Annotated in this window: 11 protein-coding genes; 5 read left to right on the top strand and 6 right to left on the bottom strand. The window is 68.9% G+C overall.

Annotated elements, in window-relative coordinates; all coding sequences use genetic code 11:
• Positions 1–85: 85 nt before the first annotated feature.
• From ccmI to DYI37_RS07820, 4 genes are read left to right on the top strand one after another with little or no spacing between them, the layout of a single operon-like run.
• Positions 86–1,402: a c-type cytochrome biogenesis protein CcmI gene (ccmI, locus tag DYI37_RS07805; RefSeq protein ID WP_116682652.1), complete on the top strand. Its 1,317-nt coding sequence runs from the start codon at positions 86–88 to the stop codon at positions 1,400–1,402.
• Positions 1,399–1,875, top strand: a complete 477-nt coding sequence (gene ccmE, locus DYI37_RS07810) for a cytochrome c maturation protein CcmE (protein ID WP_116682653.1) — start codon at positions 1,399–1,401, stop codon at positions 1,873–1,875. Before ccmI ends, ccmE begins: the two co-directional genes overlap by 4 nt.
• The gene (locus tag DYI37_RS07815) at positions 1,872–3,863 is read left to right on the top strand and encodes a heme lyase CcmF/NrfE family subunit (RefSeq protein ID WP_116682654.1); all 1,992 of its coding nucleotides are present in this window, start codon (positions 1,872–1,874) and stop codon (positions 3,861–3,863) included. Before ccmE ends, DYI37_RS07815 begins: the two co-directional genes overlap by 4 nt.
• Positions 3,860–4,411, top strand: coding sequence for a cytochrome c-type biogenesis protein (locus tag DYI37_RS07820; protein WP_245413830.1), 552 nt, complete (start codon positions 3,860–3,862; stop codon positions 4,409–4,411). Before DYI37_RS07815 ends, DYI37_RS07820 begins: the two co-directional genes overlap by 4 nt.
• A gap of 126 nt (positions 4,412–4,537) precedes the next feature.
• Here the strand turns inward: DYI37_RS07820 and DYI37_RS07825 are convergent, their stop codons facing one another.
• Positions 4,538–5,584, bottom strand: coding sequence for an aldo/keto reductase (locus DYI37_RS07825; RefSeq protein WP_116682656.1), 1,047 nt, complete (start codon positions 5,582–5,584; stop codon positions 4,538–4,540).
• A gap of 404 nt (positions 5,585–5,988) precedes the next feature.
• Between DYI37_RS07825 and clpS the strand changes: the two genes are divergently transcribed.
• Positions 5,989–6,294, top strand: coding sequence for an ATP-dependent Clp protease adapter ClpS (gene clpS / locus DYI37_RS07830; protein ID WP_116682657.1), 306 nt, complete (start codon positions 5,989–5,991; stop codon positions 6,292–6,294).
• 70 nt (positions 6,295–6,364) lie between these two features.
• Here the strand turns inward: clpS and DYI37_RS07835 are convergent, their stop codons facing one another.
• The 5 genes from DYI37_RS07835 to DYI37_RS07855 are packed head-to-tail and all read right to left on the bottom strand — an operon-like array spanning position 6,365 to position 11,865.
• Positions 6,365–7,585: a molybdopterin molybdotransferase MoeA gene (locus tag DYI37_RS07835; protein ID WP_116682658.1), complete on the bottom strand. Its 1,221-nt coding sequence runs from the start codon at positions 7,583–7,585 to the stop codon at positions 6,365–6,367.
• Positions 7,582–8,112 (bottom strand): cyclic pyranopterin monophosphate synthase MoaC, encoded by a 531-nt coding sequence (gene moaC, locus DYI37_RS07840; protein ID WP_280987058.1) that lies wholly within the window; start codon positions 8,110–8,112, stop codon positions 7,582–7,584. The genes DYI37_RS07835 and moaC overlap by 4 nt, the downstream gene beginning before the upstream one ends.
• Positions 8,109–8,951 (bottom strand): indole-3-glycerol phosphate synthase TrpC, encoded by an 843-nt coding sequence (trpC, locus tag DYI37_RS07845; protein WP_116682659.1) that lies wholly within the window; start codon positions 8,949–8,951, stop codon positions 8,109–8,111. Before trpC ends, moaC begins: the two co-directional genes overlap by 4 nt.
• Positions 8,948–9,979 (bottom strand): anthranilate phosphoribosyltransferase, encoded by a 1,032-nt coding sequence (trpD, locus tag DYI37_RS07850; RefSeq protein WP_116682660.1) that lies wholly within the window; start codon positions 9,977–9,979, stop codon positions 8,948–8,950. The genes trpC and trpD overlap by 4 nt, the downstream gene beginning before the upstream one ends.
• Positions 9,976–11,865, bottom strand: coding sequence for a peptidyl-prolyl cis-trans isomerase (locus tag DYI37_RS07855; RefSeq protein ID WP_116682661.1), 1,890 nt, complete (start codon positions 11,863–11,865; stop codon positions 9,976–9,978). Before DYI37_RS07855 ends, trpD begins: the two co-directional genes overlap by 4 nt.
• Positions 11,866–11,867 lie beyond the last annotated feature (2 nt).

The following is an 11,867-nucleotide window of genomic DNA, read 5'->3' on the forward strand; positions in this document are numbered from 1 at the left end:
GGTTCTGCTAGAACATTTCCAAGGGATGGCGCGGCCGGCTGCGGCAGGTCGTGGTCTTGGGATAATTCGGGTTTTAGTCGGTTCAATGATCTTCTGGTTCATCGTGGCGGGTATGACGCTCGGCGTCGTGCTGCTGCTCGTCCATCCGTTCTTCTCCTCGCGGATCGGATCGGCCGAGGCGCGTGCGGCGCACGATGTGGAGGTCTACCGCGCCCAGCTCGAGGAGCTGGAGGCCGATGTGGAGCGCGGCACGCTTTCCGAGGCTGAGGCTGGAAGCGCGCGTGCCGAGATCGGGCGCCGGCTCCTGAAGGCCAATGCGGCCGCCGGAGGGCGGGGCGACGACGAGTTCGCGGCCCCCGTCGGACGCAAGAGCATTCTCGCGGGGATCGCGGTGGTGGTGCTCGTGCCGGCGATCTCGCTTGCCGCCTATCGCCATTTCGGCGCTCAAGGGCTGCCGGACTTGCCGCTGTCGGCCCGGGCCCAGCCCGCCCCGTCCGGCGGGGTCGGCGAGGATGGCGGCATCGGCATGCTGATCGCGGGCGCCGAGGAGAGGCTGCGGGCCGAGCCCGAGGACGGCGAGGGCTGGGCCGTGGTCGCGCCGATCTATCTGCGCATGGGCCGCACCGAGGACGCGATCCAGGCCTTCCGCAACGCGAACCGCCTTCTCGGACCGAACCCGGTGCGCGATTCGGGTCTCGGCGAGGCCCTGACCCAGTCCGCAGGCGGCGAGGTGACGGAGGAGGCGCGCGGCCTCTTCGAGCGCGCCCTCCAGGCGCGCCCCGATTATCTGCCGGCCCGCTTCTTCGTCGCCCTCGATCTCAGCCAGGAGGGCGAGAACGCGGACGCGGCCGCCGCCTGGGAGGCGCTGATCGAGAAGAGCCAGCCCGACGCGCCCTGGATGCCGATCGCCCAAAGCGCGCTCGCCGATGCGCGGCAGAAGGCCGGCCTTCCGGCGCTCGCCGAAGGGACGCAGCCGGGCGAGGGGGCTCAGGCACAGACACAGGCACAGGCCGAGACCGAGGCTCCCGCACCCGCGCAGGCGGCCGCAGGCGGCTCCCCGGTGGCGCGCCCCGAGGCGCAAGCCACGGCGGGCGAGCCCGGGCCCGGGCCCGGCCCCGAGGAGATCGCCGCCGCCTCGCAGATGAATGCGGGCGAACGGGTCGCCATGATCGAAGGCATGGTGTCGCGTCTGGCCGAGCGCCTTGATACGGACCCGAACGACGCGCAAGGATGGCTGAGGCTGATCCGCTCCTATTCGGTCCTTGGTGAGGACGAGAAGGCCCAGGGTGCGCTCGATCGCGCGCTCGGGGTGTTTTCGAAGGACGATACGGCGCGTCAGGAAATCTCGAACCTCGGCCGGTCGCTCGGCCTCGAGGCCCGCGAGGGAGGAACACCCCAATGACCCGCAAGGGAAAACGCCTTCTGTCGATCGGCGGCATGGTTTCGGTGGTCGCCGTGGCGGCCGCTCTCGTCCTGACCGCGATGTCGGATTCGGTCGCCTATTTCAATTCGCCGACCGATATCGTCGAGAAGACGCCCGCCCCCGGCCAGCGCATCCGCCTCGGCGGCATGGTGGAGACGGGGAGCGTCGTGCGCGACCAGGGCGAGACGGTGACCTTCCGCGTCACCGACACGATCCAGAGCGTGCCGGTGACCTATACCGGCATCCTGCCCGACCTCTTCCGCGAGGGGCAGGGCGTCGTCGCGGAAGGCACGCTCGGCCCCGACCACCTCTTCCTCGCCGACACCGTGCTCGCCAAGCACGACGAGAACTACATGCCGAAGGAAGTGGTGGACGACCTGAAGGCGCGCGGCCTCTGGGACCACGACAATTCGCGGCCGAAAGCGGCAGACGAAAAGGGAGCCGGGGTATGATCGTCGAACTCGGCCACTACGCCCTCATCCTGGCGCTCGCCGCCTCGCTGATCCAGTCGGTGGTGCCGGCGCTCGGCGCCCGGCGCGGCGATGCGCGCATGATGGAGGTGGGCCAGGCCTCCTCCCTCGGCGTGTTCCTGCTTCTCGGCTTCGCCTTCTCGGCGCTCACCGTCGCCTATGTGAATTCCGATTTCTCGGTTCTCAACGTCTACCAGAACTCCCATTCGGCCAAGCCGATGCTGTTCAAGATCTCGGGCGTGTGGGGCAATCACGAAGGCTCGATGCTCCTCTGGGTGCTGATCCTCGCGCTCTTCGGCGCGCTCGTCGCAAGCTTCGGGCGCGATCTCCCGCCCACCCTTCGCGCCAACGTGCTGTCGGTCCAGGCCTGGATCCTGACCGCCTTCCTCGCCTTCATCCTGTTCACCTCGAACCCGTTCACGCGCCTCTTCCCGGCGCCCTTCGAGGGCGAGGACCTGAACCCGATCCTCCAGGACGTGGGCCTCGCGATCCATCCGCCGCTGCTCTATCTCGGCTATGTGGGCTTCTCGATCGCCTTCTCCTTCGCCGTGGCGGCGCTGATGGACGGCAAGATCGACGCGGCCTGGGCGCGCTGGGTGCGGCCCTGGACGCTGGCGGCCTGGATCTTCCTCACCCTCGGCATCTCCATGGGCTCCTACTGGGCCTATTACGAGCTCGGCTGGGGCGGCTGGTGGTTCTGGGACCCGGTGGAGAACGCCTCCTTCATGCCCTGGCTCTCGGGCACCGCGCTCCTGCATTCGGCGGTGGTGATGGAGAAGCGCTCGGCGCTGAAGGTGTGGACGATCCTGCTTGCGATCCTCACCTTTTCCCTGTCGCTGCTCGGCACCTTCCTGGTGCGATCGGGCGTGCTGACTTCGGTCCACGCCTTCGCCACCGATCCCTCGCGCGGCATCTTCATCCTGATGATCCTGTGCGTCTTCATCGGCGGCTCGCTGGCGCTCTTCGCCTTCCGCGCCTCGACGCTGGAATCGGGCGGCCTCTTCCAGCCGATCAGCCGGGAGGGGGCGCTGGTCCTCAACAACCTGTTCCTGACGACGGCGACGGCGACCGTGCTCGTCGGCACGCTCTACCCCCTGCTTCTCGAAATGCTGACCGGCGAGAAGATCTCCGTCGGCGAGCCCTTCTTCAACCTCACCTTCGCGCCGCTGATGGTGCCTCTCCTCCTCGCCGTGCCCTTCGGGCCGCTGCTCGCCTGGAAGCGGGGCGATATCGCGGGCGCGACCCAGCGCCTCTACTGGGCGATCGGCGCAGCGCTCCTGACCGTGATCATCGCGCTCGCGCTCACGCAGGGCACCGAAGTCCTGGCATCCCTCGGCCTCGGCCTCGGCATCTGGCTCCTTATCGGCAGCCTCGTCGATCTCGTGGAGCGGGCGAATTTCCGCAAAGTGGGCCTGTCGACCGGCTTTGCCCGGCTGAAGGGCCTGCCGCGTTCGGCCTTCGGCACGGCGCTTGCCCATTTCGGGCTGGGCGTCACCGTGGTCGGCATCGTCTGCGTCTCGGCCTTCCAGACCGAGGTGGTGACCACCATGGCACCGGGCGACGTGCGCGGGGCCGGCGGCTACGAGATCCGCTTCGACGGCATGAGCGAGCGCGACGGGCCGAACTATACCGAAGAGGTCGGCAACTTCACCGTGATGGAGAACGGCACGACGCTCGGCACCATGGAAAGCGCCCGCCGCCTCTATACGGCCCGGCAGATGCCGACGACCGAGGCGGGCATCCGCACCCACTGGTTCTCCCAGCTCTATCTCTCGCTGGGCGATTCCACGGCCAATGGCGGGGCGACGGTGGTGCGCATCTGGTACAAGCCGTTCGTGACCCTGATCTGGATCGGCACGATCTTCATGGCGATCGGCGGCGTCGTCTCGCTCGCCGACCGGCGGCTGCGCGTCGGTGCGCCGGCGGCCCGCAAATCGCGGCTCGCCGGAGCCGCGGGAGCACGCGGATGAGACGGATGAGACCCAAGGGGCGGACGACGGGCCCGAGACCGGCCGGGCGTCTCCTGCGTGCGAGCGCGCTCGCGCTCCTCCTCGGCACCTGCGCTCCGCTTCTCGGTGCGCCGGATACCCTTCTCGGGGTTGCGCCCGCCCATGCGGTGGAGCCGGACGAGATCCTCTCCGATCCGGCGCTCGAGGCGCGCGCGCGCGAGCTTTCCGCCGGCCTTCGTTGCATGGTCTGCCAGAACCAGTCGATCGACGATTCCAATGCGGGTCTCGCCAAGGACCTCCGCGTCCTCGTGCGCGAGCGCCTGGTGGCCGGCGACACGAACGAGGAAGTCATCGACTATCTCGTCTCGCGCTATGGCGAATTCGTGCTGCTGCAGCCGCGCGTCTCGCTCGGCACCATCGCGCTCTGGGCAACGCCCGTCGCGGTGCTTCTCGCCGGTCTCGGCTATGCGGTGGTCTCCATGCGCCGCCGGCGGGCCGATGCGCCGGCCGTCGCCGAATTGACGGACGAGGAACGGCGCGAACTCGATACGGTTCTGAAGCGCGGTTGAGGCATCGCCCCGGCGGTGTCGGCCTTGAAGGACGCGCGCCGGCATCCACTTTCGGTCCGATCTCCGAACTCCGATCGCGTCACGATCGGGCGCCCGTTTGTCGGGCGCCCGTTTCTCGTTCGTCGATCACATCGGGATCGGATGGGCGCGGTGGATCTCGGCGATCTCGCCGAGCACCTCGTCGCTCAAGGTCACGTCCGAGGCGCCGAGCGCGATGTCGAGCTGTTCCATGGAGGTCGCGCCGATGATCACCGAGGTCATGAACGGCCGGGTGAGACAGAAGGCATAGGCGAGCTCCACCGGATCGAGGCCGTGCTTCCTTGCGATCGCCACATAGGCGTCGGCGACGCCCGTAATACCGGAAGAGGCGAGGCGCCCGCCGAGGCCGTCATTGATCGAGGCGCGCGAGCCCTCCGGGATCGCCCCGCCCGAATACTTACCGGTGAGAATGCCCGCCGCGAGCGAGGAATAGGCGAGAAGGCCGACATCCTCGTGGAGGGCCGTCTCGGCCATGTCGAGATCGAAATAGCGGCAGAGCAGGGAATACTCGTTCTGGATCGAGACCGGGCGCGGCAGGTCGTTGGCCTCGGCGATCGCGCAGAAGCGGGTGGTGCCCCAGGCGGTCTCGTTGGAGAGGCCGAAATGCTTCAGCTTGCCGGCCTTCTGGAGGTCGGCCACGGTCTGAAGGATCTCCAGCATGTCGGCCTTGGCCTGATCCGCGTCCTGCGTGCTTGGATCGAAGGTCCATGACTTGCGGAAATGATAGGAGCCCCGGTTCGGCCAGTGCAACTGGTAGAGATCGATCTCCTCGACCTGCAGCCGCTTCAGGCTGGCATCCACCGCCTCGGTGAGGGTCGCGCGCGAGATCGGCGCGCCGCCACGCACCATGGACGAGCCCTCGCCGGTGATCTTGGTCGCGATCTTCACCTTTTCGCGGTTGCCGGGCTTGGCGAGCCAGGAGCCGACATAGGCCTCGGTGCGGCCCACGGTTTCCGCCTTCATGGGCGTCGTCGGATACATCTCGGCGGTGTCGACGAAATCCACGCCGCGCTCGACCGCGCGGTCGAGCTGCCGGTGGGCCTCGGCCTCCGTGTTCTGGCTGCCGAAGGTCATCGTGCCGAGGCAGAGTTCGGAGACGGAAAGGCCGGTGCGGCCGAGCGGGCGTGTCTTCATGGTGGACGGCTTCTCATCGGATCGGGAACGGGTCCCGGCGCGCTGCATGCGGGCCGGCGAGACCGTCAGGTAAGGGGGCCCCGGCGGCGTTCAAGGCGGGGTTCCGGGTTCGACAGGGAGGGGCCGGGGTCGTCCGCACGCGGCGAACGCGCTCGAAGGATGCGGGCCATGGCGGGGCCGGCGGCGTCTTGTCACGAGGGCGCGGCAGCGGTTGCGCTTGTGGCCGCAAGTGCCTAACAGAGCGGCGAAAGGGCCGGTCGAGGTCTTGCGTCCCGGTCCGGCGCCCCCGTCCGGCGCCCCCGATCCGCGTCGTCCCGGCGTCGTTCGGGCCGGCAGTTCGGCCCCTTCGAGGGCGGCTCCCGGAACGAAGCAAGACCCGACCATCATCAGTTTCGGAGGCCGACATGGCTGGCGCCGCCATCGACAGGCAGACCAAGGTGAAGCCCAGGACGGAGCGGCCGAAGCTCTACAAGGTGCTTCTTCTCAACGACGACTACACCCCGCGCGAATTCGTGGTTCTGGTGCTGCGCTCGGTCTTTCGCCTCTCCGACAGCGAGGGCGAGGTGGTGATGATGACGGCGCACCAGAAGGGCTCCTGCGTCGTCTCCGTCTATCCGCGCGACGTCGCCGAGACCAAGGCGACCGAGGCGACGGATCTTGCCCGCGAACACGGCTATCCGCTTCTGTTCTCGACCGAACCGGAAGAATAGCGCTTCCGGACCTTAATCCGAAAACCGGGGTCCATGAGCCGGTTTGGCTTTGGGCTGATGCTGCGGACGTCTACCCGTCGAGGCCCAGAGGCACGTAAAGGCAGGGATCTCCGGCTTTGGCCGCCGGCGCGTCAACGGGGCGCATCAGAAGCCCGTCCGCGCGCGCATAGACCGAGAGCAGCGAGGAATCCTGCTTGCCGAGGGGCAGAAGACGCGGGCGTCCCGCCTCGTCCTCGCCCTCGAAGACGGCGCGCACGAAATTTGCGCGCGCACCGTTCGCCGGCATGTCCGCGCGAAGAACGCCCTCGCGCGTGAAGGGCCGGTCGGCGAGCCCTGCGAGCCGGCGCACCAGGGGGGCGAGGAAGAGGGTCGCGGCGACCAGCGAGGAGGCCGGATTGCCCGGCAGGCCGGCGATCCGCATCGCTCCCTTGCGCCCGGCCATGAAAGGCTTTCCCGGCCGCATCGCGACCTTCCAGAAATCGAGTTCGACGCCCCGGTCCGCGAACACCTTTCCGACGAGATCATGGTCGCCGACCGAGGCCCCGCCGATGGTCACGAAAACGTCCGCGCCCGCCTCGTATGCCTCGTCGAAGCGGGCCGCGATCGCGCTTTCGTCGTCGGGTGCGATGCCGCAATCGAGAACCTCGCCGCCGTTCTCCTCGACGAGGGCTGCGATGCCGAACGTGTTGGAGGCGACGATCTGGTGGGGTCCGAGGGCGTCGCCCGGAAGGACGAGTTCGTCGCCGGTGGCAAGGATCGCGATGCGCGGGCGAGCGAGAACCTGAAGATCGGGATAGCCGCCGCTCGCCGCGAGCGCGACGGCGCCGCTGGTCAGGCGCGTTCCGGCCCGCATCAGGATCGCGCCTTCCGCAAAATCGATGCCGGCGCGCCGGATATGGGCGGCGGGAGCCGGGCTCTCGGTAACGCGAATGCGGCCTTCGCCGGCAGGCTCGGTGTCCTCCTGAATGAGGATCGCGTCGGCCCCTGCGGGAAGGGGGGCGCCGGTGAAGATGCGCAGCGCCTCGCCTTCCCCGACCGAACCCTCCCAGCCATGTCCGGCCGCCGCCTCGCCGAGAACCGCGAGGATGGAGCCCGTGGCCGCGTCGGCGGCGCGAACGGCATAGCCGTCCATGGCGGAGGCATCGAAACCGGGCTGGCTGCGGCGGGCGGCGAGATCGACGGCGAGAACGCGTCCGCGAGAGGCCCGCAGGGGTACGCTTTCGGTGCGCGAGACGGGACCTGCCCCTTCGAGAACGCGGCGGCGGGCCTCTTCGACGGGCAGAAGGCTCACGGGGCCTTGCCCAGGTCGCTGCCCGTTCCGTCCGCCCGGTAATCGCCCGAACGCCCACCCGCCTTCGTCAGGAGACGGATGCCGCCGATCTCCATCTCCCGGTCGGCGGCCTTCGCCATGTCGTAGACGGTGAGAAGGGCGACGGAGACGGCGGTGAGCGCCTCCATCTCGACGCCGGTCTTGCCCGAAACCCGGGCGAGCGCGGTGACGCGAAGGCCCGGAAGGTCCTCGTCCATGGTCAGCTCGACGCCGATCTTGTCGAGGAGGAGCGGATGGCAGAGGGGGATCAGCTCATGGGTGCGTTTGGCCCCCATGATGCCGGCGATGCGCGCGATGCCGACGACATCGCCTTTCTTCGCCTGTCCTTCCGCAATGAGGCGCAGGGTTTCCCGCTTCATGCGGATATGGCCCTCGGCGGTGGCGGTGCGCACGGTCTCGGACTTGTCGCCCACATCCACCATCGAGGCCGAGCCCGAGGCATCGAGATGGGTGAGCGTCCGGCCGTCTGTCCGTGTCGGCTCGCTCACGCCGGCAGATCCGGCCGCTTTTCGCCGAGAAGCACGCGGGTCGCGGCCTCCACATCGCCCTGGCGCATGAGGCTTTCGCCGACGAGGAAGCAGCGGATGCCGCGATCGGCGAGGCGCAGGCAGTCGGCATAGGTGAAGATGCCGCTTTCGCCCACCATCACCCGGTCGTCCGGAACCATTTCCGACAGGGTCTCTGCCGTCTCCAGCGCCACCTCGAAGGTCCTGAGATTGCGGTTGTTGATGCCGATGAGCGGCGATTTGAGCTTCAGGGCGCGTTCGGTCTCGGCCGCATCGTGCACCTCGACGAGAACGTCCATGCCGTAGCTGATCGCGGCCTCTTCCACCGCGCTTGCGGTCGCGTCGTCGATCGCCGCCATGATGACGAGGATCGCGTCGGCGCCCCAGGCCCGGGCTTCGGCCACCTGGTAGGGATCGTAGATGAAGTCCTTGCGCAGGACCGGCAGGGCGGTCGCGGCACGCGCGGCCTTCAGGAAGTCCGGATGGCCCATGAAGCTCGGCTCGTCGGTGAGGACCGACAGGCAGGCCGCGCCCCCGCGCTCGTAGTCGCGGGCGATCTTGGGCGGGTCGAAGTCCTCGCGGATGACGCCCTTGGAGGGGCTCGCCTTCTTCACCTCGGCGATGAGCGCCATGTCGCCGGCGGCGATCTTCCGGCGGATCGCCTCCAGAAAGCCGCGCGGGGCGTCCGCCTTCGCGATCGCAGCTTCGAGAGCGGCAAGGCTCGTGCGCGCTTTCGCAGCCGCGATCTCCTCGCGCTTATAGGCCTCGATCCGCTCGAGGATGTCGGCCTCGGGCGGCGTTTCGCTCGAGTTTTCGCTCATTGGCCGTTCCTTCCGAGGCGCTGGGTGACGTCGGCAAGCCGTTGCAGCGCGGCCTTCGCGCGGCCTTCGTCGATGGAGGCCTGCGCCATCGCGACGCCGTCCTGAAGGGTAGCGGCCTTGCCGGAGACGACGAGCGCGCCGCCGGAATTGAGGCACACGATGTCGCGATAGGCGCCGGGCTCCCCGTCGAGGAGAGCGGACAGGCGACGGGCGTTGTCGGCCGCCTCGCCGCCGGCAAGGTCCGCGAGCGTCGCGCGCGACAGGCCCACTTCCTCCGGCGTGACGGTGAAGGTGCGGATCTCGCCGTTCTTGAGTTCGGCGACCCGGGTCTCGCCCGTCACGGTCATCTCGTCGAGACCGTCGCCATGGACGACCCAGGCCGCTTCCGTATCGAGTTCGCGCAGGGTCTCGGCCATCGGCTCGATCCATTCGGGGCCGAAGACGCCGATGAGGAGGCGCGTGACCCCCGCCGGATTGGTCATGGGCCCGAGGATGTTGAACATCGTGCGCGTGCCGAGTTCCTTGCGCGACGGGCCCACATGGCGCATGGCCGCGTGATGGTTCGGCGCGAAGAGGAAGGCGAGGCCCGCCTCCCGGATGACGCCGGAGAGCTGGTCGGGCCTCAGATCGATGTCGACGCCGAGGGCCGCGAGGACGTCGGCCGCGCCCGAACGCGAGGACAGGGCGCGGTTGCCGTGCTTTGCCACCGGCACGCCGCATCCGGCGATGACGAAGGCGGAGGCGCTGGAGATGTTGACGGTTCCGGCATTGTCGCCGCCGGTGCCGACGATGTCGACCGTGCCGGCGGGGGCTTCGACGCGGGTCATGTTGGCGCGCATGGCCGAGACCGCGCCAGCGATCTCGGCGACGCTCTCGCCGCGCACCCTGAGCGCCATCAGGAGACCGCCGATCTGGGCCGGCGTCGCCTCGCCCGACATCAGGATGGAGAAGGCGTCCTCGGCCTCGGCGCGCGTCAGGGCCTCGCCATTCGCGACCTTGGCGAGATGGGGCTTGATGCGATCGCTCATCGGATGAGGCTCTTGGCGTTCTCGATCCCGTTCGGATAGATCTGCAGCGGATAGTCCGAGCGCAGACGCGTCACATAGCTCGAGACGAGATCGTCGGTGAGCTGTCGTTCGACCTGGCCGATCTCGGTCTGGTTGACATTGTCGAGAGGCGAGGCCGGCGGTGCGATCTCGTCCACCTGGAGCACCACCTGTTCCAGAGCGCCGCGCCCCTTGGCGGCGGCGATGGTTCCCTTGCCGCCCGCGAACGCGGCCTGGCTCGCCTCTGCACCGATCTCGCCGGCCCCGCTCTGGCGCGTGATGGCGTTGGCGGTGGCGACGGTGAGGCCGTTCTCCTCGGCGATCGCCTGCAGGGACTTGCCGCCGCGCGCCTCGTTCGCCAGGGCCTCGGCACGGGCGATCACTTGTCTTTCGATCTCCGCCGCTGTCCAGTCGCCGAGGACTTGCTGGCGCACCTCGTCGAGGGTCCGATCGCGCGCCGGGGTGATGGCGGTGACGTCGAAGAAGAGCGTGCCGCTGCCGGCGGTCTGGATCGGGACGTTGTCGAAGCCGGGCTCGGTCTGGAAGGCTTCCGTCAGGAGTTCGCTCTCGCCGGAGATGCCGTCGATCGGCTGGCCGTCCGCGTCGCGCCCGCTTCTGTCCACCGCCTCGAAGGTCTCGACGGTGAGGCCGGCCTCGTCGGCGGCCTCCTGGAAGGTCGCACCGCCGGCGCGCGCGTCCTCATAGGTGCGGTAGGCGGTGTCGAGGGTCTGGGTCGCGCGGTCGAGCGCGAGGGCGCGGCGGATATCGCCCTCGACCTCCGAGAGCGGCTGGACGCTCGCCGGCTCGATTTCGCCGACGCGCAGGATGGTGGGGCCGAAGCGGCCGTCGACGACGCCGGAGGTCTCACCGCTCTGAAGCGAGAAGGCGGCTTCGGCAAGGGCCGGATCGGAGATGTCGGAGCGCGCGACGAGACCGAGGGAGACGTCGGCGGGGCTGCGCCCTGCGCCGCGCACCACGTTCTCGAAGGTCGCGCCGTTCTGGAGCTTCTGCGCGGCCTCCTCTGCGGCGGCGGCGTCCGGGAAGACGATCTGGTCGATCTCGCGCCGCTCGGGCTGGCCGTAGCGGCTCTGGAACTGCTCGTAATCGGCCGCGATTTCCTCCTCGGTGATCGCGCTCTCGTCGGCGATCGCCTCGGGGGTCAGGCGCGCGACCTGAAGGCCGCGCAGTTCCGGCGCGCCGTAATTCTCCTTGTTCTCCTCGAAATAGGCGGCGAGTTGCTCCTCGCTCGGCGCGGGCTCCTCAGGAAGCGCGGCGGGGCCGACCGAGACGTAGCTGACATTGCGGCGCTCGCCGTTGAAGAGGCCGAGGGCCTGCTCGTAGGCCTCCGGCACCGCGATGCCGTTGGTCACGGCATCGACGATCTGCGTGCGCATCGCCGCGTCTTCCTGGAAGGCAATGTAATCGGCTTCGCGAAGGCCGATCTGGTTGAGAAGGTTCGCGAACTGGGCGCGCGAGAAATTGCCGGAGGCGTCCTGGAAGCTCGGGTCCTCGGAAATCAGCCGGGCGAGACGCTGGTCGGAGAGGCCGAGGCCGAGGGCGCGCGCCTGCTCGGTGAGGATCGCGCCGGAAATGAGCTGGCTGAGGACGGCCTGGTCGATGCCGAAGGCCGCGCTTTCCTCGGGCGTGAGGTTGCGGCCGAGCTGGCGGCTGATGCCGGACGAGGCCTGCCGGTAGGCCAGCGCGTATTCGGTGAGCGGCACTTCCGTCTCGCCGACGCTGAGGACCGAGGTCTGGTTGCCGGCGCGGAAGACGTCGCCGATGCCCCAGACGGCGAAACTGACCACGAGGAGGATCAGCAGGATCTTGGCGGTCCAGCCGGTCGTCGCGTTGCGGAGCGTGTTGAGCATGA

It is taken from the genome of Fulvimarina endophytica (assembly GCF_003403015.1).
GTDB classification, from domain to species: Bacteria; Pseudomonadota; Alphaproteobacteria; order Rhizobiales; family Rhizobiaceae; genus Fulvimarina; species Fulvimarina endophytica.